Origin of the sequence: Komagataeibacter diospyri, assembly GCF_006538165.1 — a bacterium.
Taxonomy (GTDB): Bacteria; Pseudomonadota; Alphaproteobacteria; order Acetobacterales; family Acetobacteraceae; genus Komagataeibacter; species Komagataeibacter diospyri.
Genome location: NZ_BDLU01000063.1, coordinates 242,242 through 269,047 on the forward strand (window position 1 = coordinate 242,242; position 26,806 = coordinate 269,047).

At 62.7% G+C, this 26,806-nt stretch carries 22 protein-coding genes and 1 tRNA gene; 15 read left to right on the top strand and 8 right to left on the bottom strand.

The genetic code is table 11. The features are described from left to right. Positions 1 to 12: 12 nt before the first annotated feature. Positions 13 to 555: a peptide deformylase gene (gene def, locus MSKU9_RS15075; RefSeq protein ID WP_141262186.1), complete on the bottom strand. Its 543-nt coding sequence runs from the start codon at positions 553 to 555 to the stop codon at positions 13 to 15. Positions 556 to 769: 214 nt separating this feature from the next. Here def and MSKU9_RS15080 point away from each other — a divergent pair, with 214 nt between their 5' ends. After that, a complete protein-coding gene (locus MSKU9_RS15080) occupies positions 770 to 1,246 on the top strand; it encodes an Hsp20 family protein (protein WP_141262230.1) in 477 nt (158 codons plus the stop codon). A gap of 83 nt (positions 1,247 to 1,329) precedes the next feature. After that, positions 1,330 to 1,584 carry a DUF1150 family protein gene (locus MSKU9_RS15085; protein WP_141262187.1) on the top strand — a complete coding sequence of 85 codons (255 nt, stop codon included), beginning with the start codon at positions 1,330 to 1,332 and terminating at the stop codon, positions 1,582 to 1,584. Positions 1,585 to 1,695: 111 nt separating this feature from the next. On the opposite strand, the gene hpf is transcribed toward MSKU9_RS15085, so the two are convergent. From hpf to MSKU9_RS15120, 7 genes are all read right to left on the bottom strand, one after another. After that, positions 1,696 to 2,322: a ribosome hibernation-promoting factor, HPF/YfiA family gene (hpf, locus tag MSKU9_RS15090; RefSeq protein WP_141262188.1), complete on the bottom strand. Its 627-nt coding sequence runs from the start codon at positions 2,320 to 2,322 to the stop codon at positions 1,696 to 1,698. Positions 2,323 to 2,604: 282 nt separating this feature from the next. Beyond that, complete coding sequence (gene lptB / locus MSKU9_RS15095) at positions 2,605 to 3,387, bottom strand: LPS export ABC transporter ATP-binding protein (RefSeq protein ID WP_141262189.1); 783 nt, start codon at positions 3,385 to 3,387, stop codon at positions 2,605 to 2,607. Further along, positions 3,384 to 4,691 carry an LptA/OstA family protein gene (locus tag MSKU9_RS15100; protein ID WP_141262190.1) on the bottom strand — a complete coding sequence of 436 codons (1,308 nt, stop codon included), beginning with the start codon at positions 4,689 to 4,691 and terminating at the stop codon, positions 3,384 to 3,386. The genes lptB and MSKU9_RS15100 overlap by 4 nt, the downstream gene beginning before the upstream one ends. Further along, positions 4,691 to 5,428 (bottom strand): LPS export ABC transporter periplasmic protein LptC, encoded by a 738-nt coding sequence (gene lptC, locus MSKU9_RS15105; protein ID WP_141262191.1) that lies wholly within the window; start codon positions 5,426 to 5,428, stop codon positions 4,691 to 4,693. Before lptC ends, MSKU9_RS15100 begins: the two co-directional genes overlap by 1 nt. Beyond that, positions 5,425 to 6,477: a KpsF/GutQ family sugar-phosphate isomerase gene (locus tag MSKU9_RS15110; protein ID WP_141262192.1), complete on the bottom strand. Its 1,053-nt coding sequence runs from the start codon at positions 6,475 to 6,477 to the stop codon at positions 5,425 to 5,427. The genes lptC and MSKU9_RS15110 overlap by 4 nt, the downstream gene beginning before the upstream one ends. Before the next feature lie 53 nt (positions 6,478 to 6,530). Next, positions 6,531 to 7,178 carry a ribonuclease D gene (locus MSKU9_RS15115; protein ID WP_141262193.1) on the bottom strand — a complete coding sequence of 216 codons (648 nt, stop codon included), beginning with the start codon at positions 7,176 to 7,178 and terminating at the stop codon, positions 6,531 to 6,533. A 251-nt stretch (positions 7,179 to 7,429) separates the two neighbouring features. Beyond that, positions 7,430 to 7,516 (bottom strand) — tRNA-Leu (locus MSKU9_RS15120). Between the two features lie 198 nt (positions 7,517 to 7,714). Here MSKU9_RS15120 and MSKU9_RS15125 point away from each other — a divergent pair. From MSKU9_RS15125 to MSKU9_RS17935, 13 genes are all read left to right on the top strand, one after another. Then, positions 7,715 to 8,608, top strand: coding sequence for a complex I NDUFA9 subunit family protein (locus tag MSKU9_RS15125; RefSeq protein ID WP_141262194.1), 894 nt, complete (start codon positions 7,715 to 7,717; stop codon positions 8,606 to 8,608). Between the two features lie 165 nt (positions 8,609 to 8,773). Beyond that, positions 8,774 to 10,228, top strand: coding sequence for an NAD(P)-dependent oxidoreductase (locus tag MSKU9_RS15130; RefSeq protein ID WP_141262195.1), 1,455 nt, complete (start codon positions 8,774 to 8,776; stop codon positions 10,226 to 10,228). A gap of 5 nt (positions 10,229 to 10,233) precedes the next feature. Next, positions 10,234 to 14,763 carry a glutamate synthase large subunit gene (gene gltB, locus MSKU9_RS15135; protein ID WP_370685937.1) on the top strand — a complete coding sequence of 1,510 codons (4,530 nt, stop codon included), beginning with the start codon at positions 10,234 to 10,236 and terminating at the stop codon, positions 14,761 to 14,763. 196 nt (positions 14,764 to 14,959) lie between these two features. After that, entirely contained in the window at positions 14,960 to 16,813 is a 1,854-nt protein-coding gene (locus MSKU9_RS15140; protein WP_141262197.1) for a M3 family oligoendopeptidase, read from the top strand. After that, complete coding sequence (locus tag MSKU9_RS15145) at positions 16,794 to 18,185, top strand: ABC1 kinase family protein (RefSeq protein ID WP_141262198.1); 1,392 nt, start codon at positions 16,794 to 16,796, stop codon at positions 18,183 to 18,185. The genes MSKU9_RS15140 and MSKU9_RS15145 overlap by 20 nt, the downstream gene beginning before the upstream one ends. Positions 18,186 to 18,255: 70 nt before the next feature. After that, positions 18,256 to 20,502, top strand: coding sequence for an excinuclease ABC subunit UvrB (uvrB, locus tag MSKU9_RS15150; RefSeq protein WP_141262199.1), 2,247 nt, complete (start codon positions 18,256 to 18,258; stop codon positions 20,500 to 20,502). A 46-nt stretch (positions 20,503 to 20,548) separates the two neighbouring features. After that, entirely contained in the window at positions 20,549 to 21,445 is an 897-nt protein-coding gene (locus MSKU9_RS15155) for an aldose 1-epimerase (RefSeq protein ID WP_141262231.1), read from the top strand. After that, on the top strand, positions 21,439 to 21,975 hold the full coding sequence (gene greB / locus MSKU9_RS15160; RefSeq protein WP_141262200.1) for a transcription elongation factor GreB: 537 nt from the start codon (positions 21,439 to 21,441) through the stop codon (positions 21,973 to 21,975). The genes MSKU9_RS15155 and greB overlap by 7 nt, the downstream gene beginning before the upstream one ends. Before the next feature lie 112 nt (positions 21,976 to 22,087). After that, positions 22,088 to 23,098, top strand: a complete 1,011-nt coding sequence (gene gshB, locus MSKU9_RS15165; protein ID WP_141262201.1) for a glutathione synthase — start codon at positions 22,088 to 22,090, stop codon at positions 23,096 to 23,098. Between the two features lie 224 nt (positions 23,099 to 23,322). After that, on the top strand, positions 23,323 to 24,036 hold the full coding sequence (locus MSKU9_RS15170) for a class I SAM-dependent methyltransferase (protein ID WP_141262202.1): 714 nt from the start codon (positions 23,323 to 23,325) through the stop codon (positions 24,034 to 24,036). Between the two features lie 172 nt (positions 24,037 to 24,208). Further along, entirely contained in the window at positions 24,209 to 25,573 is a 1,365-nt protein-coding gene (locus tag MSKU9_RS15175; RefSeq protein ID WP_227002511.1) for a cbb3-type cytochrome c oxidase subunit I, read from the top strand. A 2-nt stretch (positions 25,574 to 25,575) separates the two neighbouring features. After that, positions 25,576 to 26,535, top strand: coding sequence for a heme o synthase (cyoE, locus tag MSKU9_RS15180; protein WP_141262203.1), 960 nt, complete (start codon positions 25,576 to 25,578; stop codon positions 26,533 to 26,535). A 35-nt stretch (positions 26,536 to 26,570) separates the two neighbouring features. After that, complete coding sequence (locus MSKU9_RS17935; protein ID WP_154670681.1) at positions 26,571 to 26,717, top strand: hypothetical protein; 147 nt, start codon at positions 26,571 to 26,573, stop codon at positions 26,715 to 26,717. Positions 26,718 to 26,806 lie beyond the last annotated feature (89 nt).

Consider the following 26,806-nt stretch of genomic DNA (forward strand, 5'->3'; position numbering starts at 1 on the left):
CGCGGCGGGCGATCAGTGTTTCTGGCGCTGTTCCTTGGCCAGGCGACGCATGATCATGTTGCGCTTCAGCGCCGACAGATGATCAACAAACAGGATGCCTTCCAGATGGTCGATCTCGTGCTGCAGGCAGGTGGCCAGCAGGTCATCGGCTTCCAGTTCCTGCACCTTGCCGTCCATGTCCTGATACCGCACGCGCACGGCTTCGGGACGGATGACCTCGGCATACTGGTTGGGCAGCGACAGGCAGCCTTCCTCACGCACGGCCATGCCGTCCGTCTCGGCGATCACTTCGGGGTTGATCAGCACCAGCGGATTGCGCGCCTCGTCCCTGTCGGCCACGTCCACGATGGCGAAGCGCATGCCAAGGCCCACCTGCGGGGCCGCAAGGCCGATGCCGGGCGCCTGGTACATGGCCGCGAACATACGCGGGATGATGGTGCGCAGCTCGTTCATGTCCTCGGGGCGGACAAGGCGGGTTTTCTGGCGCAGGACCGCCTGGGGTGCGACCAGGATCGGCATGGGGGTCGCCTGAGCGATGACATCATGATCAATCATAGACTGCCATTTAGCGTGTCCCCACATGGGATACCAGAGGGGAGGCGGCCAAAATGCCATGGTGCGCGCATGGTGTCTTCCCCTTGCGCATGGCTATTATTCTCCCATATCGTGAAGGGACGGGATGCGGGTGCTGTTTCGGGTCCGTTTTTCGTTTCTTGTCTCGCTCGCAGCAGAGGAGGCCGATTTGTCGGGTAGAGTTTTCGGGTCACCCATGTTCCTCGGGTTTGACCATCTGGAGCAGATGCTTGAACGCGCGTCGAAAAACGCGTCGGACGGATATCCGCCCTATAATATAGAACAGGTCAGTCCCACGACCCTGCGCATCACGCTGGCAGTGGCGGGGTTCGTGATGGAAGACCTGCACATCACACAGGAAGACAACCAGCTTGTCATTCGCGGTCGGCAGAGTGACGACGGGCAGGGGCGGATTTTCCTGCACCGTGGCATTGCCGCCCGCCAGTTCCAGAAGGCGTTCGTACTGGCCGAGGGAATCGAGGTCGGCGGGGCATGGATGGATAACGGCCTGCTTCATATCGAACTCGCCCGCCCGCAGCCGGAAGTCCGTGTGCGCAAGATCGAGATCGGTCATGGGCCCACGGCCTCTTCGTCGCGCGATCGTGTGGCGCCGGTGGTGGACGTACCGGCCGGGCGCAAGCAACGTGTCGTGAGGGTTATTGACGAGGAATAACAGCGTACGCCGTAATGTAACGGCCCATATTGCGATGCAGATGGGAAGGGACGACCGTCCCTTCATGATGCGGAGATAACGCGATGAGAGTTACAACACAGAATGGTCGGGTGCTGCTGCAGAATGATGTGGTGAATGCCGCACCGGTCATCAGCACGTCGGAACTGCGCGGTCTGGGCATGGAATCGGTGGCCTACATCCGCGCGGTGGAAGTAGAGGGCGAAGACGCGTTTGCCATCCATGCCGCCGATGGTACGCCCATGGCGGTGACCGAAGACTGGGAAACCGCCATAAACGCCATTCTCCAGCATGAAATGATGCCAGTGCCGCTGCACTAGGCATTTCATCACACCAGATAAGGCAATGGCCCTGTCCCGGTTTTCGGGGCAGGGCCATTTGCATTTGTGGTGCTGCCAGTCCGCGCGGGTCAGGCGGACTGGCCTGTCGTGTCAGCTGGCCTGACGCAGGGACGGGTCAAGCCAGCCGATATTGCCGTCCGGCCTGCGGTACAGCACGTTGATGGTATCGGTCTTGGTGTTGCGGAAAAGCTGGATCTGGCTGTCCGCCAGGTCAAGGCGCATCACTGCCTCGCTCACGCTCAGGGCCGGGATTTCGGTCGGGTGTTCGGCAATGATGGTGGCGTAGGGGCCCGCGGGCGGCAGCGCCGCGTCCTCATCCTCGGCCACGCTGTCTTCCTCGGCGGCGGCAAGCGGTTCAGTCATGCCGGGACGCAGCACATAGCCACGACCGATTTCGGGTACCTGCTGACGGACCTTGAGGTGACCGTGATTCGTAGCCTTGCGGTGATAGCGGCGCAGGCGCCGGGCAATATGTTCGGCCGCATCGTCAAAGGCGGAATGGGCATCCGCCGCCTCGCCCTCACCACGCAGGGTCAGACCCCGCGTGGCGTGCAGGTTGATGTCACAGGTAAAAAACGAACGCGCGCGACTGAAGGTGACCCGGGCCTCCATGGCCTGCCCGAAATACTTTTCCGAAATGCGGTCCAGATGGGCGCTTACCCGGTGTTTCAGGGCATCGGACAGGTCGATCTGCTTTCCGGCAACACTGATGTGCATAAGGGGTAACTCCTTACATGATCACAACGCAGTCGCATGCGGGAGACGGAATACGGTCGTTTCAGTCAATGGTCATGAATTAAGGGGACGATCCTGCTCCCATGCGGGCTGCGTGCTGGTGGCGGTTGCGTTGTGCCTGTCGGGCACATGGTCCCGAACGGGTACATTTGGGCATGGTTGCACCGTGGCTGTCCATGCCTTCCTTGCATAAAAGACCACAGATTTCTCTATGGCTGCTCCCTTGTGCACGCCCCCTGTCACACAGGGAGGGCACGAACGGGCCTATAGCGTGAATTTTTCACCCAGATAGACGCGGCGCACATCCTCGTTCGCCACGATTTCCTCGGGCCTGCCTTCGGTCAGCACCTGTCCGCTGTGCATGATGTAGGCCCGGTCGATCACTTCCAGCGTCTCGCGCACGTTGTGGTCGGTAATCAGCACCCCGATGCCGCGATCCTTCAGGTGCGCGACAAGATCACGGATTTCACCGACCGCGATGGGATCAATACCGGCCAGCGGTTCGTCCAGCAGGATGTAATGCGGCTGGCTGGCCAGCGCACGGGCGATTTCCAGCCGCCGCCGTTCACCACCCGACAGGGCGAGGGAGGAGGAATGCCGCAGCCGGGTAATGCCGAATTCTCCCAGCAGGCCATCAAGCATCGTCTGCCGCCGGTCACGGTCGGGTTCGACAATCTCCAGGGCGGCCATGATGTTCTGTTCAACATTCAGGCCACGGAAAATGCTTGATTCCTGCGGCAGATAGCCAATACCCATGCGGGCGCGGCGGTACATGGGCAACTGGGTGATATCCGCGCCATCCAGCGTGATTGTGCCCATGTCGGGCCGCACCAGTCCCACGATCATGTAGAAGCTGGTGGTCTTGCCCGCGCCGTTCGGCCCCAGCAGGGCCACGGCTTCACCACGCTGGACCTGTAGCGAGACATCGCGCACGACCTGCCGCTTCTTGTAGCTTTTGCCGATGCCACTGGCGATCAGTCCCGTTTCGGCGGCAGGGACCGGCTGTCCGGTGGCGTCGGGCTGGTCCGCCGGGGATGTCTGGTTCATCTTGCTGATCCCTTGTCACCTTTGCCGGCCTGATTCGGAATGACCAGGCCACTGACCCGTGAGCCGGGGTTGTCGGTCAGCGTCGCGATATCGGTGTGCATGTTCACGATGGCCGAGGTGCCGCTGACCTGATTTTCCCCACGGGTGATATGCACGTTGCCAACCAGACGGGCAATGCCCGTATCAGGCACGTACACGCCCCGGTCGCCGGTTATGGTCTCGGTGCGGGTGCGGATCACGATATGGCCGAAGGCATCGACATGGTCGATCGTCCCGGCTCCGGGTGACGGGCGGTCGTCAACACTGGTTGCTGCGGGCCGGGATTTGTCATTGGGGTGGGTGGCATCCCAGTCGCGGCGTGCGTTGCTGCGCTGCGCCTTTGGCCTGTCATACCCGACCAGCACGTCCGCGCGCAGCTGCCGCCCGTCATTGGTGGTCATGGTGGCGTTGCCACGGGCGACCGACATGTGTTCGTGCGAATGGTATTCCAGCACGTCGCGCGCGGTCAGGATGTCCTGTGGCGTGGTCATTTTCAGGTGCTGGCCGGTCATGACCAGGATCGCCTGATCCACGTCGTATACGGCATGATCGCCCCATGCCTGGTCATTCGTGTTGAAGGAATGGACGTGCCCGATCGCTTCCAGCCGGTAGACCTCGCTGGCTCCGCCCGAACCGTTACCACCTGCATCGCCCGCGCCGTTGCCCGTTGCGGCGCCGGGCTGGCCGCCAGGCATGCCTGCGGGCGCCGGGGCGTCGGGCGTGGGCATGTCCTGCGGCAGGGTATCGGATGTCGTGGTCAGGCTGGTGTCCACATCGGAATCGGTGCCGACGGGGGCGGTTGGTGCTGCTGGTGCTGCCGACGTGGCCTGTGGTGTCGTGGCGGGCGGGGTGTCGCCTGCCGCCTGTGGCGCGTTATCGGTTATGTGGGGGCGGCGGGTTTCCAGCGGAGGAGCAACGCCCAGATGGGCCGCCAGTGGCGCATCGGCCGCGGGCGGCCCGGATGCGGCGGCCCGTGGCCCGGTGGCAGGCGGCGTGGCCTGCCCGGCAGCGGGCGTGGCCGCGGCCTTCTTGCGGTAGAAGGCGACCAGCCTGTCCGCCCGCACGGTCATGTCGCCACGGATGGCCTGTGCGCGGTCATAGGCAGTGACGGTCTGCGCGTTCTGGTCCCAGTCGAAGCCACCGGCAGCGGTGACGTTGATCTGCTGGCCGTGGGACATGTCCAGTCCCTGCGCCATGACGGGATGTGCCGCCACCAGTCCCACAAGGATGCCGCCAAGCGGCAGGCGGAATGTTGCGCGCGCCATCAGTTCGATCTTTCCGCTGCGTTGAGGATCATGCGGCCCGGCCCTCGAAACAGCATGACGCCGCCGCGTGTGTCCAGCATGCCGCCCTGTACGTCAATCTGCCCGATGGGCCCTTCGGCATGGATCCAGTCATCGGATACGACGATGTTGTGGCGCATGTCCATATTGGCCGAGGGGCTGAGCATGAGGGTCCCGTCATTGCGGTACAGCGTGACATCATGCGCCAGGTCCAGGATCTGCGCATGCTGGATATAAACGCCGTCGCGCGCGGTGACATACATCCAGTTTCCGTTATCCATCAATGTGTCGGCGGCCGGGTTGCTCAGGTCAATCCGTTCGGAGGAGACCTGGCGAGCCTCATCCGCGGTAATCATGTAAGGGCGGTTATGGTCATCCAGCCCGCGATAGGTGGGGTTGAGCATGCTGCCGCTTTTCACGCGCACATGGCTCATCTGCGCCATGGTGCCGGTATGCATGATGACCGCGCGCTGCACTGCGGGCCATGCGGCGATGGACCCCAGCAGGATCAGTGCCAGTAGCGGCAGCATCCACTTGGCCGAGCGCATGATGGCCTGCCGCCGGGCCAGGTCGGCGGCGTTGGGCAGCAGGCGCGCCCGTGCAGACTGGTCGAATATGCTGCGCTGGCGTTCGATATCGGCCGCGCTGCGGGCATAGTCCTCACGCTGGATGTGGTTGGGATCGGTCCCGTCGTCCCTGTCGTCCGGCTGTTCGGTCATGCAACGCCAGCACGCAGCAGGTCATGGAGGTGCAGGATACCGACAGGATGATTTTCATTATCCAGCACGAAGATGCTGGAAATGGGCCGGGGCCGGTCATTCATGATGCGCAGTGCCTCTGCCGCCAGCATGTCGGGGCCAATGATCTGGGGTTCGGCATTCATGATATCGGCGGCACAGGTGTGGTCCAGGTCCTGTTCCAGCGCAAGACGCAGGTCGCGGTCGGTAATCAGCCCGGTCAGCCGGTTTTTCATGTCCACCACGCCCATGCAGCCAAAGGCCTTGCGGGTCATTTCCATGATGACCTGCCGCACCGGCATGGTGGGAAGGCCCAGCGGCATGCTGTCGCCCGTATGCATAAGCTCACGCACCCGGCGCAGCTGTGTGCCCAGGCGGCCGCCGGGATGGAAAATGCCGAAATCACTGGCGCTGAACCGGCGGCGCTGCAGCAGCACGACGGCCAGTGCATCCCCCAGCGCAAGCTGCATGGTGGAACTGGTGGTGGGCGCCAGCCCGTTGGGGCAGGCTTCGGGCGCATGGGGTAGCGGCAGTACGATATCGGCCGTGCGGGCCAGTGTGGAGTCCGGGCGCGATGTCATGGCGATCAGCAGCATGCCAAACCGGCGTGTGTGGGAAACCAGGTCGGCCATTTCCGCCGTTTCGCCGGAATTGGAAATGGCGAGTACCGCATCCCCGCGCTGAAGCATGCCCAGATCCCCGTGCGAGGCTTCGGCCGGATGTACGAAAATGGCGGGCGTGCCGGTGGAGGCAAGGGTCGCCTGGATCTTGCGCCCGATATGCCCCGACTTGCCAATCCCCGTCACGACCACGCGCATGTTGTCCGTCAGGATGCGTTCGACCGTTTCGACAAAGGCCGTGCCAAGTGCCCCCTGCCCATCGGGGCCGGAGGCTTCCATGGCGGCAATCATCGCCTGCAGGCCGGCGGATTCGGTGCGCAGCACGCTGCATGCTTCGTTGAGCATGCGGGCCTGTGCCTGCTGCACGCTTTCTTCAACGGCGGGGAGGGAAGGGGAAAGGCTGCTGTTCATGCCGGGTCTGTATTGTCATGAAATGGTTTCCGGTCAAACGCCGGAACCATTATTCAGGCTGCGCGATGCGCGAAAATGTCCGGATCCTCATATCCAAGGATATCCAGACGGGCGCGGGCGGGAAGGAAATCGTAACAGGCCTGCGCCAGTTCGCGACGGTTTTCACGGTGCAGCAGCGCCTCCAGCTTTTCCCACAGGGCATGCAGGTACAGCACATCGGATGCGGCATAGGCCCGCTGTTCGGGTGTAAGTTCCGCAGCGCCCCAGTCGGACGTCTGCTGCTGCTTGCTCAGTTCCACCCCCAGCAGTTCGCGGCACAGATGCGCCAGCCCGTGGCGGTCGGTATAGGTCCGCACCAGCTTGGAGGCGATCTTGGTACAGATGTTCGGCGCAACCGTAATACCAAGCGTATGCTGCAGGATCGCTACGTCAAATCGTGCGAAATGCATGAGCTTCGGAAGTCTGGGGTCGGTCAGTACGCGCACCAGGTTGGGGCAGTCCGCCGCCGTGACGCCGGCAGGCACCTGCACCAGATGGGCATGGCCATCGCCCCCCGAAAGCTGCACAAGACATAGCCGGTCCCGGTGCGGGTTCAGGCCCATCGTTTCCGTATCGACGGCCACGGCGCCGGTAAACGTGACGTCGGCCGGCAGGTCGCCGCGATGAAAATGGATGGCGTCTGGGGCCGGGCTTACAGCCATATGGAAAATGCTCCGTCACGATATTCGGCTTCACGGTGGCAGGTCTGGAACGCAACCGCAAGGAAAGGCATTCGTTGTATCCCGATCCCACCGGCAGGGGGCATGGGAACCGTGGGCCTGCCTGTGAAATGGGTATTCGTGGGCGGTTTACACCAATTTGCGCAGGGAAACAGACAAAAAGATAACGGGGCAGTCCCGAGAAGGGCTGCCCTGACCATCCCCGGAGGGGAGTGTTACCAATTTTTCAGTGATGGTGCCCAGAAGAAGACTCGAACTTCCACGACCTTGCGGCCACAGGTACCTGAAACCTGCGCGTCTACCAATTCCGCCATCTGGGCTCAGAGGCTCCCCAGCGGAGGCCGCCGGGGTGGTGTGAGGGGTGTTTAGTCCGGCCCGGCGGTACGGTCAACAGGGTAAATGCATTTTTTTGAAAACAGGCGTATTTTTTCTTTTCTTCCCCTCCGGCAGGTCGGTGCGGGGGGGTAAAATGGGAAAACGGTGGGGGCGCACTCATGCGCCACAGGCGGGGGCAGGCGATGACACGCAAGGTCGCGACGATTTTTGGCGGTTCGGGGTTCGTGGGGCAGTCCGTGGTCGGACGGCTGGCGCGAGCGGGATATGTGGTGCGGGTTGCCGGACGCACGGCAACGAATGCGGCGACACTGCGGATGCTGGGAGATGTGGGGCAGGTGGTGCCTGTCGTCGCGTCCATCACGGATGAAAGTGCGTGCGTCGCCGCGATCGAGGGCAGCAGCCTTGTCATCAACCTGGTGGGAATTCTGTTTCCCCGTGGGGCCGAGACGTTCGAGGCCATCCATGTGGACGGCGCCGCGCGGGTGGCAAGGCTGGCCGCGGCTTCCGGGGCTGAACGTCTGATCCATGTCTCGGCGCTCGGTGCGCACGCCACCAGCCCCTCCGCCTATGCCCGCAGCAAGGCGGAGGGCGAATGCGTGGTCAGCCGTGCGATGCCGGAGGCGGTCATCATCCGTCCCTCGCTCATATTCGGGGTGGATGGTCCTTTTCCCGCCATGTTCGCGCGCATGGCGCGGTTCATGCCCATCGTGCCGGTGTTCGGGGCGGCGACCTGTTTTCAGCCGGTATGGGTGGGCGATGTGGCTGAAGGCATGGCCCGTATCGCAACGGGGGCGGACATGGCGGGGGCCATTTTTGAATTTGGCGGCCCGCAGGTCCTGACCATGCGGCAGATCGTGGCGTGGGCGGCGCGCTGGAGTGGTCATCCGCGTCCGTTATTCGCGGTGCCCCGGTGGCTTGCGACCCTTCAGGGGGCGGTACTGGAACACCTGCCCGGAAAGATGCTGACGCGCGATCAGGTCCGGATGCTGTATGTCGATAATGTCGTGGCCCCCGGCGCGCGCACGCTCGACATGCTGGGCATCACGCCGTCTCCCATGGGACTGGTAATGGGGTGAGTGCCAGAAAACTTGGGATTTTCGCGTATTTCTGGCATTTTCTTTGAATAAGGTCAGTACTGCTGTCTTTTATTTGGGCAGGGTGTTGCGTAGGTCTGTGCCTCGCTGTGGGTGCGTGCCGCGTAACCAGGGCGTCCTTCCATTATGCAGACCAGGGGCAGACCGATGGCCGAGCGCATGCTGAAATTCGTCTCTGTGGCGCAGGAGCAGCCGGACAAACGGCCTGCCGAGGCGCGCCGCAAGGACTTTAACGAGATTTACGCCGAATTCGTGCCGGCCAAGGCCGAAGCGCAGGCCTCGCGCTGTTCGCAGTGCGGCGTGCCGTTCTGTTCGGTGCACTGTCCGCTGGGCAACAACATCCCCGACTGGCTGATGATGACGGCGGCAGGACGGATGGAGGAGGCGTATGAACTGTCGTCCGCCACCAACACCTTCCCCGAAATCTGTGGCCGCATCTGCCCGCAGGACCGTCTGTGTGAAGGTAACTGCGTGATCGAGGAAGGCTTCGAAAGCGTTACCATCGGCGCGGTCGAACGCTACATTACCGACACCGCCTTTGATAACGGCTGGGTCAGGCCGGTGAAGCCGGTCGCCGAGCGTGACGAGAGTGTGGCCATCATCGGCGCAGGCCCCGGTGGCCTGGCTGCCGCAGTCCAGCTGCGCGAGCAGGGTTATCAGGTCCATGTCTATGACCGCTACGACCGTATTGGCGGCCTGCTTATGTATGGCATCCCCGGATTCAAGCTGGAAAAGGACATCGTTCTGCGTCGGCATAAGCTGCTGGTGGACTCGGGCGTCCAGTTCCATCTGGGCAAGGGCATTGGCGATACCGATGGCGCGGACAGCATTGCGTTTTCCACCCTGCGCGCGCGCCATGACAGCGTGCTGATCGCAACGGGTGTTTACAAGTCGCGTGATATTGGCGGCCCCGGCGCGGGTCTTGGCGGTATCGTGCGCGCGCTGGATTACCTGACGGCGTCCAACCGTGTCTCGCTGGGTGACAGGGTCGCGGAATATGATAATGGCGAACTGAATGCCGCGGGCAAGTCGGTCGTGGTGATCGGCGGTGGCGATACGGCCATGGACTGCGTGCGCACCGCGATCCGGCAGGGTGCCAGGTCCGTCAAGTGCCTGTACCGCCGTGATCGGGCGAACATGCCCGGATCGGTGCGTGAGGTGAAGAACGCCGAGGAAGAGGGTGTCGAGTTCGTATGGCTTGCCGCCCCGCAGGGGTTCGAAGGCGAAGGATCTGTAAGCGGCGTGCGCGCCAGCCGCATGAAGCTGGGCCTGCCCGACGCCAGCGGCCGCCAGTCTGTCGAGCCGGTGGAAAACAGCGCCTTCACGCTGGAAGCCGATCTGGTGGTCAAGGCACTGGGCTTCGATCCCGAACCGCTGCCCACGCTGTGGGGCCAGCCGGAGCTGGAGGTTTCGCGCTGGGGTACGCTCATGGTCGATCGCAAGACATTCATGACCAGCCTGCCCGGCGTGTTTGCCGCAGGTGACATCGTGCGCGGGGCCAGTCTGGTGGTGTGGGCCATTCGCGACGGGCGTGACGCGGCAGCCCAGATGCACGCATGGCTTGAGGAAATGACGGCCGCACAGGCCGAGGTGGCGGAGTAAGCATGATGGATCAGTTTGAAACCCAGTCCACCGATTTCGTTCAGGAATGGCAGGATAATGCACAGGCCATTTCCGGCCTGTACAGCCCTGCCGATGAACATGATGCCTGTGGCGTGGGCATGGTCGCGGCCCTGGATGGCAGGCCGCGCCGTGACGTGGTGGAAGCTGGCATCGCGGCGCTGAAGGCCGTGTGGCACCGGGGTGCTGTCGATGCGGATGGCAAGACCGGCGACGGCGCGGGCATCCATGTCGAGATTCCGCAGGACTTCTTTGCCGACGCGATCCATGCCGGTGGCGCGGAAAGCGGCGTGGACAGCCAGATCGCGGTGGGCATGATCTTCCTGCCCAAGACCGATATCGCGGCACAGGAACGCTGCCGCCAGATCATCGAAAGCGAGATCCTTGCCTTCGGCTACAGCATCTATGGCTGGCGTCAGGTGCCCATCAACACCGACTGCATCGGGGAAAAGGCCAACGCCACCCGCCCCGAGATCGAACAGATCCTGATCCGCAACCTGCCCGGTAGCACGGAAGACGAATTCGAGCGCGACCTGTATGTGATCCGTCGCAAGATCGAAAAAAGCGCGATCGCCAATCAGGTAGACCTGTATGTGTGTTCGCTGTCATGCCGGTCGCTGATCTACAAGGGCATGTTCCTAGCCGAACACCTGACGGAATTCTACCCCGACCTGCTTGACCCGCGTTTCGTCAGCCGCTTCGCCATCTATCACCAGCGGTACTCGACCAACACCTTCCCGACATGGAAGCTGGCGCAGCCGTTCCGCAGGCTGGCCCATAATGGTGAGATCAACACCATTTCGGGCAACGTCAACTGGATGAAAAGCCACGAAACCCGTCTGGCCGATCCCATCCTTGACCCGTACATGGATGATCTCAAGCCCGTGGTGCAGGCGCAGGGGTCGGACACGGCATGCTTTGACAACGTGTTCGAACTGCTGACCTTCGCCGGTCGTGACGCACCCATGGCGCGGTGCCTCATGATTCCGGCAAGCGTCGGCGGCAATTCCGCCATGCCGCAGCGGCACAAGGACATGTATTCCTACTGCAACGCCGTGATGGAACCATGGGACGGCCCGGCCGCCCTGTGCGCCACAGACGGCCGGTGGATGGTGGCGGGACTGGACCGCAGTGGCCTGCGCCCGCTGCGCTACACCATTACCGATGGGGGCCTGCTGATCGTGGGTTCTGAAACCGGCATGGTGAAGGTGCCGGAAGCCGAGATCGTAAGCCGTGGCCGCCTTGGACCGGGGCAGTCGCTTGCGCTCGACCTGAAAACCGCGAAGCTCTACAGCAATCAGGAACTGCTTGATGAACTGTCGGGCCGGCAGGATTTCTCGGCCTGGGTCAGGCGCACGCAGGAAATCTCCAGCATTGTCCGCCCTGATGGCAGCGAACCCGTGCTGTATGACGCGGAAAACCTGCGCCGTCGCCAGCTGGCTGTTGGTCTGACGCTGGAAGATCTTGAAACCATCCTGCAGCCGATGGTGGAAACCGCGTCCGAAGCCATCGGGTCAATGGGTGACGATACGCCACTGGCGGTGCTGTCCACCCGTTACCGTGGCCTGGCGCATTACTTCCGTCAGGCGTTCAGCCAGGTCACCAATCCGCCCATCGACAGCCTGCGTGAAACGCGGGTGATGAGCCTCGTGACCCGGCTGGGCAACCTTGGCAACATCCTTGAGGAAAACGAGAGCCAGTGCGACCTGCTCCAGCTTCCCTCCCCGGTGCTGACCACGGGCGAATTCCAGGCGCTGGTCGATTTCTGTGGCAAGAACGCGTGCATCATCGACTGCACCTTTCCCGCAGCCGACGGGGAAGCGGGTTTGCGCGCCGCCATCGCCCGTATCCGTGCCGAGGCCGAGGACCGCGTGCGCCAGGGCTGCACGCATGTGTTCCTGACCGACGAACACCAGTCCGGTGATCGTGCCTATATCCCCATGATCCTGGCTACGGCGGCGGTGCATACGCACCTCGTGCGCCAGTCGCTGCGCACGTTCACATCGCTCAACGTTCGTTCGGCGGGTGCGCTCGATGTACATGCGATTGCGGTGACGATCGGGGTGGGAGCGACCACGGTCAACCCGTACCTGGCGCAGGAAAGCATTGCCGACCGTCACCGCCGCGGCCTGTTCGGCAAGCTGACGCTGAGCGAGTCGGTGGAGCGGTACCGCAAGGCGGTCAACAAGGGCCTGCTGAAGATCATGTCCAAGATGGGTATTTCCATCGTGGCGTCGTATCGTGGCGGCTATAATTTCGAGGCCATCGGGCTGTCGCGCGCGCTGACGGCGGAATTCTTCCCCGGCATGCCTTCGCGTATTTCCGGCATCGGCCTGACCGGCATCGCGCGCAATGTGCTGAGCTTCCATCACAAGGCATGGAACAAACAGGTCGAAACCCTGTCCGTGGGTGGCCGCTACAAGCTGCGCCGCAGCGGTGAAGTGCATGCGTTTGACGGCAACCTGATCCACATGCTGCAGACGGCGGTTTCCACCGGCAGCTTCTCGGTCTACCAGCGTTATGCCGATGCCGTGCGTCGTCAGCCGCCGGTGGCCCTGCGTGACCTGCTGGACTTCCGGGGCGGGCGCACGCCCATTCCCGTGGAATCGGTCGAAAGCATTACCGAACTGCGCAAGCGCCTGATCGCACCCGGCATCTCGCTGGGCGCGCTCAGCCCCGAAGCGCATGAGACGCTGTCCATCGCCATGAACCGCATCGGTGCCAAGTCCGATTCGGGTGAGGGTGGTGAAGACCCCGCACGCGCCAAGCCGCGCCCCAATGGCGACAATGCGTCGTCCGCCATCAAGCAGATCGCGTCGGGCCGTTTTGGCGTGACCGCGCAGTATCTGAACGACTGTCGCGAGATCGAGATCAAGATGGCGCAGGGTGCCAAGCCGGGTGAGGGCGGGCAGCTGCCCGGCTTCAAGGTGACCGGCCTGATCGCGAAGCTGCGCCATGCGACGGAGGGCGTGACCCTGATCTCGCCCCCGCCGCATCATGACATCTACTCGATCGAGGATCTGGCCCAGCTGATCTACGACCTCAAGCAGATCAACCCCGAGGCCACCGTGACCGTGAAGCTGGTCGCGCGTTCCGGCATCGGCACGATCGCGGCAGGCGTGGCCAAGGCCAAGGCGGATGCGATCCTGATTTCGGGCCATTCCGGCGGTACGGGCGCAAGCCCCCAGTCCTCGGTCAAATATGCGGGCATGCCGTGGGAACTGGGTCTGGCGGAGGCGCATCAGGTCCTGATGCTCAACCGCCTGCGGCACCGGGTGAAACTGCGCACCGATGGCGGCCTGAAGACCGGTCGTGACGTAGTGATTGCCGCCATGCTGGGTGCGGAAGAGTTCGGCATTGGTACGGCCAGCCTCGTGGCCATGGGCTGCATCATGGTGCGCCAATGCCATTCCAACACCTGCCCCGTTGGCGTGTGCACGCAGGATGATGAACTGCGCCGCAAGTTCGAGGGCACGCCGGAGAAGGTGATCAACCTGTTCTCCTTCATTGCCGAGGACGTGCGCAACATCCTGGCCTCGCTGGGCTTCACTACGCTCAACGAGATCATCGGTCGCACCGACCTGCTGCACCAGGTGCTGCGTGGTGCGGACTATCTTGATGACCTTGACCTCAACTCGCTGCTGGCACAGGCCGATCCCGGCCCCTATGGCCGCTACTGCACGCGTGAAGGCCGCAACGAGGTGCCCGAGACGCTGGATGCGCAGATGATCGCTGACGCGCGCCCGCTGTTCGACCATGGCGAGAAGATGCAGCTGCAATACAATGTGCAGAACACGCATCGCGCCATCGGCACGCGCATCTCCTCCCTGATCGTGCGGCAGTTCGGCATGACCACGCTGGCGCCGGGGCACCTGACGGTGCGGCTGCGCGGTTCGGCGGGGCAGTCGCTGGGTGCGTTCGCGGTACAGGGCCTCAAGCTTGAGGTGCTGGGCGATGCGAACGACTATGTCGGCAAGGGTCTGTCGGGGGCGACCATCGTGGTGCGGACATCGCCGTCCTCCAGCCTTGTGTCGAATGAAAACGCGATTGTCGGCAACACCGTCCTGTATGGCGCAACAGCCGGTGCGCTGTATGCGGCGGGGCAGGCGGGCGAACGCTTCGCGGTGCGTAACTCCGGCGCCACTGCCGTGGTCGAGGGGTGTGGTTCGAACGGGTGTGAATACATGACCGGCGGTACGGTGGTGATCCTGGGGGAAATTGGCGACAATTTCGGCGCGGGCTTCACCGGCGGCATGGCCTTTGTCTATGACGCCAGCGGCACGTTTGCCGAGCGCGTCAACCCCGATACGGTCATGTGGTGCCGCGTGCAGGACCCGAAATGGGAAGCCATGCTGCGTGAACAGGTGGAAACCCATGCACGCGAAACCGGCAGTCGCTATGCCGAGCTGCTGCTGCATAACTGGGATAAGACCCTGCCGCGTTTCTGGCATGTCGTGCCCAAGGAATATGCACGTGTCATCGGGTTCGAAGCCCCCGCCATGGCGCGTGGCGCCTGACCGCAGGGCTGGTTTTCCCTATTGTACAGACATGGTGGGGCCGGGCAGGAATGTCCGGCCCCATCTGTATTCAGGGCAGAATATCGACGGGCGGGGTCGCGCGTTGCGCCCGGACGCACTAGATTCACCATATGGGAATCGCGGGGCATGCGCATGTGCGCAGGCTTCGCCCGATCTGATGGTTGGTGCTCGATCTATGTCCAAAGCGTATTTTTCCGCCCCCCAGGCCGGTGCCGCCGGTCTTTTCCCCGTGCATGGGAATGCAGGCCAGCCAGCAGGCGGCGCATCCGCACTGGCCGGGCTGCCGCGCTGGGATCTGTCAGACCTGTATGACGGGCCGGATTCGCCGCAGCTTGCAATCGACCTTGATCAGGCAGATGCGGACGCGCAGGCGTTTTCACGCGCATGGCAGGGGCGGCTGGCTGCCGTGACCGGGGGCGAACTGGCGCAGGCCATTGCCGAATACCAGCGGATTGACGAAGTGCTGGGCCGCGCCGGGTCCTATGCCCAGCTTCTGTTCGCGGCCAATACATCGGATTCCGACGTGGCCCGTTTCGCGCAGTCGGTCAATGAACGGCTGACCGCCATTTCCACGCATCTTCTGTTCTTCACACTGGAAATCAACCGGATTTCCGATGACGGACTGGGTGCGCAGATGAGTGACCCGGCCCTTGCGCACTGGGCGCCATTCCTGCGCGACCTGCGGGTGTTCCGTCCCTATCAGCTGTCTGATGAGGTCGAAGCCGTCCTGCACGAAAAATCCGTCACGGGGGCTGCTGCATGGAACCGCCTGTTTGACGAGACGATGGCCGGCCTGCGCGTGCGTGTCGGCGGCGAGGATACCACGCTGGGCAATGCACTGGACACCATGTCCAGCCCGGACCGGACGGTGCGCGAACATGCAGCCCGCGCCATTGGTGATGAACTGGGCCGTAACGTGAAGCTGTTTTCACTGATTACGAACACGCTGGCCAAGGACAAGGCCATTGTGGACGGGTTGCGGCATTACCCGCGTCCGACCTCGGCACGTAACTGCGCCAATATGGTCGAGGATGAAGTTGTCGATGCGCTGGTTCAGGCCGTGACCGAGGCCTATCCCCGCCTGTCCCATCGTTATTATGCGCTCAAGGCCAAATGGCTGGGGCTGGAAAAGCTGGAATACTGGGACCGCAATGCGCCGCTGACCACGCAGGACGAACCGCTGATCCCGTGGGCGGAGGCAACGAAGCAGGTCATGACGGCCTATGAGGGTTTCGATCCGCGCATGGGCACGGTGGCGAAGCAGTTTTTCGACCACGCATGGATCGATGCCCCTCCCGTGCCGGGCAAGGCGTCAGGCGCGTTTGCCCACCCTGCCGTGCCATCGGTGCATCCCTACCTGCTGCTCAATTACCGTGGGCGCACGCGCGACGTGATGACGCTGGCGCATGAACTGGGCCATGGCGTGCATCAGGTGCTGGCGGGAAAGCAGGGTTACCTTATGTCCAGCACGCCGCTGACACTGGCGGAAACCGCCAGCGTGTTTGGTGAAATGCTGACCTTCCGCGCGCTGCTCGACGCCCAGACCGATCCCCAGCGGCGCAGGCTCATGCTGGCGGCCAAGGTGGAGGACATGCTCAACACCGTCGTGCGCCAGATCGCCTTCTACCGTTTTGAGATGCTGGTGCATGAAGAACGCCGCCATGGCGAACTGCTGCCCGCCCGTATCGGGGAAATCTGGCGCCAGACACAGGTCGAAAGCCTTGGCCCGGCCTTCAACTTCACGCCAGATTACGATGTGTACTGGACCTATATCCCCCATTTCATCCATTCACCGTTCTATGTGTATGCCTATGCCTTTGGCGATTGTCTGGTAAACGCGCTATATGGGGTGTTCCGGTCCGGCCATCCGGGTTTTCAGGACAAGTACCTCGACATGCTGAAGGCTGGCGGGACCAGACGGCATCGTGAACTGCTGGCCCCCTTCGGGCTGGATGCGGCGGATCCCGGGTTCTGGCAGAAGGGGCTGGATGTGATCGCCGGATTTATTGATGAACTGGAGCGTGTCTGACGTGGCGGATGAACGGAATATCGATAATACCGGCCTGTTTGGTGAATTCCGTCGCATGGTGCGCACATCGGGGACTGTGGGTGGCATTGCCGCGCGTATCGCCGGGCACAAGATGGGTTTCCGCTCCAACCAGTCCATCCATGCCGAGGATCTGAAAAGCGTCCTTGGCGGGCTGAAGGGGCCGCTGATGAAGGGTGCGCAGCTTCTGTCCACCATTCCCGGTGCCCTGCCGGAGGAATATGCCAAGGAACTGGCGCAGCTTCAGGCCAATGCGCCGCCCATGGGATGGAACTTCGTCCGCCGCCGCATGTCCGCCGAACTGGGGCCGAACTGGGAGCGCAATTTCCGCTCTTTCAACCGCGAGGCGTCGGCTGCCGCAAGTCTTGGGCAGGTGCATCGTGCGGTGCTGCCTGACGGGCGCGAGGTCGCGTGCAAGCTGCAGTACCCGGACATGAAATCTACGGTCGAATCCGACCTCAAGCAGTTCCGCATGGCAGTGAGCCTGTTCTACCGGCTGGACAGCACGATCTGTCAGGATGACGTGCTGGAGGAACTGCAGGACCGGCTGTATGAGGAACTGGACTATCTGCGTGAAGCCGCGAACATGCGGCTGTATCACCTGATGCTGTCGGAATTCGAGGACATCACCATTCCCCGGCCGGTGGATGCGCTATGCACCCAGCGCCTGCTGACCATGGAATGGGTCAATGGACGTGGCATCCAGCAGGTGCTGGACACCAATCCCACGCAGGAGGAGCGCAACCGCATGGCCCGCGCCCTGTTCCGCGCGTGGTATGCGCCGCTATACCGGTATGGCGTCATCCATGGTGACCCGCATATGGGCAATTTCACCGTGCGCGATGATTACGGCATCAACCTGCTGGATTTCGGCGCGATCCGGATTTTTCCCTCACGCTTCGTGCAGGGCATCATCGACCTGCACCGCGCGATCGAGACGGATGACGAGGATCTGGCCATGCATGCGTATGAAGCATGGGGCTTCGTCAACCTGTCGCGTGATACGGTGCGGGTGCTTAATGAATGGGCGCGCTTCATCTATGGCCCGCTGCTTGATGACCGGGAACGCTTCATTCAGGAAGATAACGACCCCCAGTATGGCCGCGCCGTGGCCGAACGCGTCTATAATGGCCTGAAACGCACCGGAGGCGTGCAGCCGCCGCGTGAATTCGTGCTGGTGGACCGTTCCGCCGTGGGGCTGGGCAGCGTGTTCCTGCGTCTGAAGGCCAAGGTGAACTGGCACGAACTGTTTCAGGAACTGGCTGGCGACTTTAACGAGGCCGCGCTGGCCCGCAGGCAGGCCGAAGCCCTGCGTACCGCCCGGGTGCCTGCGCCGCTCGGGTCACGGAACTGAAGGAAAAGGGGACAAGACACCGACACGGCACCCTTGTGTCGCGGCGGTTGCGTCCCCACTGTCTGTAGCCATGGCAACAGCATCGCGCAGCAAGAAGAAAAAGACGACTGACATTGATCCGGCGGACATGCCTGTCCTGTTCCAGCCCGAACGTCAGCCCGCAAAACCCAAGACCAACAAATTCAGGGTCCATTCCCCCTATGAACCCGCAGGCGACCAGCCCACGGCCATTGCCGAACTGGTCAGCGGCGTGGAGGGGGGCGAACGCGATCAGGTCCTGCTGGGCGTGACCGGGTCGGGCAAGACCTTCACCATGGCCAAGATCATCGAGGCGACGCAGAAGCCGACGCTGGTGCTTGCCCCCAACAAGACGCTCGCCGCCCAGCTTTATGCGGAAATGAAGCAGTTCTTTCCCGATAACGCGGTCGAGTATTTTGTCAGCTACTACGATTACTACCAGCCCGAAGCGTATGTGCCCCGGTCGGATACGTATATCGAAAAAGACAGCCAGATTAACGAACAGATCGACCGTATGCGCCATGCCGCAACGCAGGCGCTGCTGGAACGCAACGATGTCATCATCGTCGCTTCGGTGTCGTGCATCTACGGTATCGGCTCGGTCGAGACCTATTCGCGCATGGTGGTCAAGCTGGAGGTCGGTGGTGAAATCGACCGCGACAGGCTGATAAAGGGGCTGGTTGAACTGCAGTACCGCCGCAATGACGCGGCCTTCCAGCGCGGCACCTTTCGCGTGCGTGGCGAGACGATTGATGTCTTTCCCGTCCAGAACGAGGATCGCGCCTGGCGCGTCAGCCTGTTTGGCGACGAGATTGATGAAATCATCGAATTCGACCCGCTGACGGGTGAAAAGACCGGTGACCTGGAATCCATCAGCATTTACGCCAACAGCCATTACGTTACCCCGCGCCCCACGCTGACGCAGGCGATGACGGGCATAAAACAGGAACTGCGCGAAACGCTGGCCCGCTTTACCGGGGAAGGCAAGCTGCTGGAAGCCGAGCGGCTGCAGCAGCGCACGACTTTCGACCTTGAAATGATCGAGACGACAGGCGTGTGCAAGGGGATCGAGAACTATTCACGCTACCTGTCCGGTCGCGCACCGGGTGAACCGCCGCCCACCCTGTTTGAATACCTGCCCGAGGATGCGCTGCTGATCGTGGATGAAAGCCACGTGACCGTGCCGCAGATTGGCGGGATGGAACGGGGCGATCACGCACGTAAATCCGTGCTGGCGGAATTCGGCTTTCGCCTGCCGTCCTGCCTTGATAACCGTCCGCTGACCTTTGCCGAATGGGATTCCTACCGTCCCCAGACCGTGTTCGTCAGCGCCACCCCCGGTCCGTGGGAAATGCGCCGTACTGATGGCGTGTTCGCTGAACAGGTCATCCGCCCGACGGGCCTGATCGATCCGGTCACCATTGTCCGCCCCGTCGAACACCAGGTGGATGACCTGCTGGCCGAATGCCGCCTGACCATTGCCGATGGCGGGCGCGTGCTGGTCACGACGCTGACCAAGCGCATGGCCGAAGACCTGACCGAATACATGAACGAAGCCGGTATCCGCGTGCGCTACCTGCATTCGGATGTGGATACGCTGGAACGCATCGAGATCATCCGCGACCTGCGGCTTGGCGCGTTTGACGTGCTGATTGGCATCAACCTCCTGCGTGAGGGGCTGGATATTCCCGAATGCTCGCTGGTCGCCATTCTGGATGCGGACAAGGAAGGCTTCCTGCGCTCACGCACGTCGCTGATCCAGACGATCGGCCGCGCCGCGCGTAACGTGGATGGCCGGGTACTGCTATATGCCGACAAGATGACCGACAGCCTTGCCTACGCCATCGAGGAAACCGCCCGCAGGCGCGAAAAGCAGAGCCTGTGGAACGAGGAACACGGCATTACCCCCCAATCGGTGCGCAAGCATATCGGGGAGGCCATATCCTCGGTGTTCGAGCAGGATTACGTCACCGTCATGCCCACGGCGGATGGCAGCGTGCAGGAAATGGTGGGCAAGGACTACAAGGCGGCGATTGCCGATCTGGAAAAGAAGATGCGCGCGGCTTCGGCCGAACTGGAATTCGAGACCGCGGCCCGTCTGCGCGACGAAATCCGCAGGCTGGAGGCGCTGGAACTGGGCATGGAACCACCGCCCCTGCCGCAATCCAGCGCGGGACGGCCGGGCACCAGCCCGAAGGCAATAGCCCGGCGCAACCGTGGCCCGGTGCCGCTGGGTCCGGGGGGCGGTGGCTATGACCCCGATCAGGCAAAGGGAAGGGGAAAGCGGCGTGGACGATAGGACAGGCGCACAGCCCCAGCCCTGCGCCGGACAGCGGGAACGGAGCATGTCCCCCACGCTGGAGCTGCGTGCGGGCGGCATGAGCCTTGGTCTGCTGCCCGAGGTTGGGGGCAGTATCGCGTTCTGGCGTAACGGGGCGGGCATGGAATTCCTGCGTCCCGTCAGTGATCCGCATCTTGTGGCCCAGCACGGTCGCGCGGTGGCGGGTTATCCGCTGGTGCCGTTTTCCAACCGGGTGGCGGGTGATCGTTTCCATTTCGAAGGGGTGGACTACCACCTTGCCCCCAGCTTCGCGGGGGAAGACTGCGCCATTCATGGCAATGGATGGCAGCGGCGGTGGCGAATCGCGCTATTGTCCGACAGCAGCGCGACCCTGGCCCTCGATCATACCCCGTCTGGTGCCTATGCGGGACAGTGGCCATTCAGCTATCGCGCCCAGCTACGTTATGACCTGCATGAAGCGGGACTGTCGATCGGGATCCTGCTGGAAAATACCGATACGCGCGACCAGCCGGTGGGCATTGGCTTCCATCCCTATTTTCCCCGTCATTCGGGGCTGAAACTGGGGTTCGTCGCAAGCAGCGTGTGGACAAACGGGCCGGATCACCTGCCACTGCTGCGGATCCCGGCGGAAGGGGACTGGTCATTCGCCCATATGCGCGACGCAGGCCATGCGCCGATCGACAACTGTTACGCCGGGTGGTCGGGCAGCGCCTTCCTGCGCTGGCCACGGGCAGGATATGCCCTGACGGTGGAAGGCAGCCCGGAACTTTCCCACCTCGTGCTGTTTACGCCACCGGAACTGCCCTATATCGGGCTGGAGCCGGTCAGCAACATGAATGACGGCTTCAACCGCACCACCATCGCCGATAGCGGCGTGCGCGCGCTGGCGCCCGGACAGGTGATGGAAGGGCATGTTCGCATGACGGTGGCACGATGCTGACGACCCGCCCGCAACCCGCAGCGAAAGGGGGCAGGCCGGCACAGGGCGGTCTGTCATGTTATATTACACCCGGCGGTATCGCTGCCATGCGCGCAGAACTCAACGCCCTGCTGCGTGACGAACGGCCAAAGATCGTGGAAATCGTGTCCTGGGCGGCAGGTAATGGCGACCGGTCGGAAAATGGTGATTACCAGTATGGCAAGCGTCGCCTGCGTGAAATTGATCGCCGCATCCGGTTCCTGACCAGGCGCATCGATAACGCCATCATTGTCGACCCGTCGGCCCAGCCGCAGCGCAACCGTGTGTTTTTTGGCGCGACGGTCACCTATGTCACTGAACGTGACGAGGAACGGACCGTTACCATACTTGGCGTGGATGAAGCCGATATGGCGGCTGGCCAGATCAGTCTTGTCTCCCCCGTTGCGCGGGCGCTCATGCGTGCGGGTGTGGGGGATGAGGTCCGTCTGGTCACTCCGCGTGGCGAGGAAATGATCGAGGTCCTCGCCATTTCCTATCCATCCACGCCGTAAGAAGGGGGCTGGCCGTGGGGGCAAAGGCATATTATGACGTTTGTTCCCGATTGGCCCTGCCCCCTGGCTGCCAGCATGAACCAGCCCTGTTCCGCGTGGAGAAAACCCGCCTATGTCACGCCCCCTGAAGGTTGCTGTCCAGATGGACCCGCTTGGCGGTATCGACATCAACGGTGATTCCACTTTTGCCATGATGCTGGAGGCGCAGGCCCGGGGATATGAACTGTTTGTCTATCAGGTCGAGGCCCTGAGCCTGAGCGAGGGACGGACCGCGCCACAGGGTGGCCAGCGCACCGACCGCGTCACCGCCCGTGCCCGTCCGGTCACGGTGCGGCGCAGGGCAGGCGACCATGCGGCCTTCGGGCCGGAACAGGTCATCAACCTTGCTGATATGGACGTGGTGCTGATGCGTCAGGATCCGCCATTCGACATGGCCTATATTACCGCGACCCATATTCTTGAACACATCCATGGCATCGGACCGGATCGCGCGCTGGTGGTGAACAACCCCGCCGCCGTGCGCAATGCGCCTGAAAAGATACTGGTCACGCATTATCCCGACCTCATGCCGCCCACGCTGGTGACATGGGATGTGAAGGCGATACTGGAATTTCGTGCAAAATGGCGCGACATCATCGTAAAACCGCTGTTTGGCAACGGGGGGGCGGGCGTTTTCCGTATCCGGGAAGACGATCCCAACCTGAACGCCCTGCTGGAAATGCATTTTGCCCGGTCACGTGAACCGCTGATGATCCAGCGCTACGAACCCGCCGTGCGGCGTGGCGACAAGCGCATCATCCTGGTTGACGGCGTGCCGGTGGGTGCGATTGACCGGATCCCGGCGGAAGGGGAGACGCGGTCGAACATGCATGTGGGCGGCAGGCCGGTGCGTGCGGAACTGACCGCGCGGGACCGGGAAATCTGTGACACGATCGGCCCGATGCTGCGTGAACAGGGACTTATTTTTGTCGGAATCGACGTGATTGGTGAATGGTTGACCGAAATCAATGTCACCTCACCGACCGGCCTGCAGGAAATCGACCGTTTTGACGGTATCAATACCGCGGGCCTGATATGGGATGCGATCGTGTCCCGTCTGGTCACGGGCGGCGTGGACGCGTAGGAATTGGGAAACGGTGTCCATGGCAGGCACGATGGTCGTGGCTGTCGTGCCATGTGGCATGGCATCGGGCAGGGATTACGGACGGTCGCACGGGCCGGGTGGCGCGTGGGCAGGTCAGGTGGAAGTGTAATGCAGCAGAACGGGACGGATTTGATCATGGCGGATGCAGCACGGGAGCGGGCCGGATGTGCCGTCTTCCATGGCCTTGGCATGGGAGCAGCCTGATGAGTGACGTTCTGCATGATGAGGCTGCCGAGAAAGTCGTGGAAATACCTTCCCCCAAATCCGCGCTGGACGCGGCTGCGGTCAAGGCGGCGTACCGCCGCTGGGCCAGCGTGTATGATGCCGTATTCGGCAGCATTTCAGCCTTCGGGCGCAAGCGCGCGGTCGAAGCCGTCAACACCCTGCCCGGTTCGCGGGTGCTGGAAGTGGGCGTGGGCACGGGTCTTGCGCTGCCGTATTACCGCAAGGACAAGCATATTACCGGCATCGACCTGTCCGGTGACATGCTGGAACGCGCACGCCTGCGCGTAAGGCGGCAGCATCTGTCCAACGTAGATGACCTGCTGGAAATGGATGCCGAGGCAACGAAGTTTGCCGATGGCACGTTCGATATCGCGGTGGCGATGTTTGTCGCGTCCGTCGTGCCGCATCCGCGTGCGCTGCTGGCGGAACTCAAGCGTGTGGTCAAGCCGGGTGGACACATCCTGTTCGTCAATCACTTCCTGGCGCAGGGCGGTGTGCGGCTGGCGGTTGAACGCGGCATGGCGCGGGCTTCGCACTCGCTGGGGTGGCATCCCGATTTTGCCATTGAATCGCTGCTGCCGCCCGCTGACCTGCGGCGTGCGACGCTGCAGCCGGTGCCGCCTGCTGGACTGTTCACCCTGGTCACGCTGCCGCGCGAAGCGGATAGCTGTGCCAGTCCCATGGTGGCATAAATCCCGCAGAGGACGGCCAGCCCTGTCCCTGTGACAGGGCTGAAATGACGATTGCGCGACCACAGGAGCGGCCCACAGGGTCGTTTTTGTGTATAAGGCGCGGTATATGATGAAATCATGGTAACGATTGGCCATGCCAGACACCGGCGCATGGCAGCAGGGAGTACATCGTATGCCCACAGGCACACAGTTCGGGGCAGATACGGTGCGGGAGGCTGGCGGATCCTGTGGCTACAGGACGGTTGGCATGCTGTACCTTGTCATGGCGATTGTGGCTGGAATGGTCGGTGGCCTGCTGGCTGTCGGTCTTCAGGCCGGCCTGCTGCCACAGACGCTGACCGACGCATGGGCCGGGGGTGATATCGCTGGCGCCGCGGGGCGCATCGGTCGCCGCCATGGCATGATGATGGTGTTCTTCTGTGCGCTGCCAGCCCTGTTCGGCGGGTTCGGCAACTGGTTCGTGCCACTGCTGCTACGTGCCCGCGCCCTGGCCTTCCCGCGCATGGCGCTGGCGGGGTGGGGTCTTGTGGCTACCAGCTTCGTGGCCGTCCTTGCGGGACTTTCCCCTGCCGTGCCCGCCCAGGTTTCGCTGCTGGCGCTGGTGGCATGGTGCCTTGGCATGCTGCTGCAGGCCATCAACATGGTCGCCACTGTCCTGAATATGGGGCCGATGGGCCAGCGCCTGCGTGACATGCCCATATTCGTATGGGCGCAGGGGCTGACGGCCATGATGGCTGTCATGGTCATGCCGGTGCTGGCTGGCGGGCTGACACGCATCGTAATGGCCGGTGGTGACATGTCCGGACAGATCGATGGCCTGCTGCATGTTTTCGCCGGGCCTGAAATCGCGTTGCTGCTGCTGCCGTCCATCGGAATCGTTTCCCAGATTATCGAGACATTTTCCCATGCCCCCCTGCAGATGCCGCGCGTGGTGCTGGGTGCGCTGGTCGTCATGTCCGTCGGTGGTGGTTCGGTATGGGTGCATGACCTGCTGCATGGTGGTCTGGCGCAGATGGCGGCCCCGGCGGCCATTGTCCAGCTTGGGCTGATCGTCCTGCCGGTGCTGGCTGTTCTGGTGGCATGGGCGCGCACGGTACGGGCCGGGCATGTCCGTGCCTCGGTTCCCATGGAATGGGCCGCAGGGTTCGTGGCGCTGCTGCTGGCGGGGTCTGGCATGTCGCTGCTGCCCGGCGGCATGGCGGATGTGCATGCGGCAACGCTGTATGCCGCAGTATTCGCGCTGTTCGCCGGTTTCTATTACTGGATTGGCAAGATGATGGGCCATGTTGCCCCGGTGGGCGCCAGCCGCGTCCATTTCGGGCTGACGGTTGGGGGAACAATCCTGTCGCTTATGGCGTTCCATGGGCCGCTTGGTGTTATTGGCGCGGTGCTGATGGGACTGTCCGTCGTGGTGTTTGCCGGGATCGTGGTGCGCGTTGGCATGGAACCCGGCACGTCGCTGCCCGCCAATTACTGGGGACCGGGTGCGCGCACCCCTGAATGGCAGGCGCCATCCCCCACGCGTGGAGATGCATGAGCATGAGTGGCGCCATCACAACGCCCGACGCGGCTGAAACCGCCGCCATTACCTATGATGCCGCGCGCGTTGGCACGGAAGCCCGCGACTGGCTGGTGCTGCTCAAGCCGCGTGTCATCTCACTGGTGGTGTTCACCGGCGCGGCAGGCCTGTACATGGCGCCAGGACCGATTAATCCGCTGGTGGCGGCTGTCAGCATCCTGTGCATATGCATGGCGTCAGGGGCTGCCGGTGCGATCAACATGTGGTATGACCGCGATATCGACGCGGTGATGAAGCGCACCGTGACCCGTCCCATTCCCAACGGGCGTGTCAGTCCCGATGCGGCGCTGGGTTATGGCATCGGCCTGTCGGTGGCGTCTGTTATCCTGATGTGGCTTGCCACCAATGCCCTGGCTGCGGGTATCCTTGCGTTTTCCATTTTCTTCTATGCCGTCATCTACACCATGTGGCTGAAGCGTTCGACGCCGCAGAACATCGTGATCGGCGGGGCCGCAGGTGCGTTTCCGCCCATGATCGGGTGGGCAGCCGCTACCGGGTCGATGGCGGTCATGCCGGTGGTGATGTTTGGCATCATCTTTCTGTGGACGCCGCCACATTTCTGGTCGCTGTCGCTTTATGCGTGCAAGGATTACGGCCGGGCTGGCATTCCCATGCTGCCGGTGGTGCGTGGAGCGCGGCATACGCGGTGGCAGATTCTGTGGTACACGATCATCCTGACCGCCGTGTCGCTGGTGCCGTCCTTCATGCATCTGGCGGGCTGGCTGTACACGGTCGTGGCCAGCGTGCTGGGGGCAGGGTTCATCTGCTGCGCCATCGGGGTGCTGCGTGACCGGCAGGACACAAGTGGTGTCAGCCTGACGGGTGATGGACCGGCACGCCGCTCGTTCCGCTATTCGCTGGCGTATCTGTTCTTCCTGTTCCTTGGCCTGCTGGCCGACCATGCCTTTATCGCCCACTGATCGGGCAGTTTCTAGCCATACGGGAGTTCGGGCAGATGGATCAGGCAACGACGGTGCAGGTTACCCCGCAGATGGAAGCGCAGGAGGCGGCGCGTCGGCACAAGGGGCGTATCCGCGCCGTGGCGATTACGCTGTCGGCGCTGGCGGCCATCCTGTATGCGCTCAGCCTTACGCATATATAAAAGTGCGTTCCAGGGGCTGTTGGGAATTGAGTTTTCTAAAGGGCCATGATGTGTTTCAAAGACCATATGGATCGCTTCATACTGACGGA

Coding starts and splice junctions, on each gene's coding strand:
- def (WP_141262186.1), bottom strand. CDS start 555: ATGATTGATCATGATGTCATCGCTCAGGCGACCCCCATGCCGATCCTG.
- MSKU9_RS15080 (WP_141262230.1), top strand. CDS start 770: ATGTTCCTCGGGTTTGACCATCTGGAGCAGATGCTTGAACGCGCGTCG.
- MSKU9_RS15085 (WP_141262187.1), top strand. CDS start 1,330: ATGAGAGTTACAACACAGAATGGTCGGGTGCTGCTGCAGAATGATGTG.
- hpf (WP_141262188.1), bottom strand. CDS start 2,322: ATGCACATCAGTGTTGCCGGAAAGCAGATCGACCTGTCCGATGCCCTG.
- lptB (WP_141262189.1), bottom strand. CDS start 3,387: ATGAACCAGACATCCCCGGCGGACCAGCCCGACGCCACCGGACAGCCG.
- MSKU9_RS15100 (WP_141262190.1), bottom strand. CDS start 4,691: ATGGCGCGCGCAACATTCCGCCTGCCGCTTGGCGGCATCCTTGTGGGA.
- lptC (WP_141262191.1), bottom strand. CDS start 5,428: ATGACCGAACAGCCGGACGACAGGGACGACGGGACCGATCCCAACCAC.
- MSKU9_RS15110 (WP_141262192.1), bottom strand. CDS start 6,477: ATGAACAGCAGCCTTTCCCCTTCCCTCCCCGCCGTTGAAGAAAGCGTG.
- MSKU9_RS15115 (WP_141262193.1), bottom strand. CDS start 7,178: ATGGCTGTAAGCCCGGCCCCAGACGCCATCCATTTTCATCGCGGCGAC.
- MSKU9_RS15125 (WP_141262194.1), top strand. CDS start 7,715: ATGACACGCAAGGTCGCGACGATTTTTGGCGGTTCGGGGTTCGTGGGG.
- MSKU9_RS15130 (WP_141262195.1), top strand. CDS start 8,774: ATGGCCGAGCGCATGCTGAAATTCGTCTCTGTGGCGCAGGAGCAGCCG.
- gltB (WP_370685937.1), top strand. CDS start 10,234: ATGGATCAGTTTGAAACCCAGTCCACCGATTTCGTTCAGGAATGGCAG.
- MSKU9_RS15140 (WP_141262197.1), top strand. CDS start 14,960: ATGTCCAAAGCGTATTTTTCCGCCCCCCAGGCCGGTGCCGCCGGTCTT.
- MSKU9_RS15145 (WP_141262198.1), top strand. CDS start 16,794: ATGAACTGGAGCGTGTCTGACGTGGCGGATGAACGGAATATCGATAAT.
- uvrB (WP_141262199.1), top strand. CDS start 18,256: ATGGCAACAGCATCGCGCAGCAAGAAGAAAAAGACGACTGACATTGAT.
- MSKU9_RS15155 (WP_141262231.1), top strand. CDS start 20,549: ATGTCCCCCACGCTGGAGCTGCGTGCGGGCGGCATGAGCCTTGGTCTG.
- greB (WP_141262200.1), top strand. CDS start 21,439: ATGCTGACGACCCGCCCGCAACCCGCAGCGAAAGGGGGCAGGCCGGCA.
- gshB (WP_141262201.1), top strand. CDS start 22,088: ATGTCACGCCCCCTGAAGGTTGCTGTCCAGATGGACCCGCTTGGCGGT.
- MSKU9_RS15170 (WP_141262202.1), top strand. CDS start 23,323: ATGAGTGACGTTCTGCATGATGAGGCTGCCGAGAAAGTCGTGGAAATA.
- MSKU9_RS15175 (WP_227002511.1), top strand. CDS start 24,209: ATGCCCACAGGCACACAGTTCGGGGCAGATACGGTGCGGGAGGCTGGC.
- cyoE (WP_141262203.1), top strand. CDS start 25,576: ATGAGTGGCGCCATCACAACGCCCGACGCGGCTGAAACCGCCGCCATT.
- MSKU9_RS17935 (WP_154670681.1), top strand. CDS start 26,571: ATGGATCAGGCAACGACGGTGCAGGTTACCCCGCAGATGGAAGCGCAG.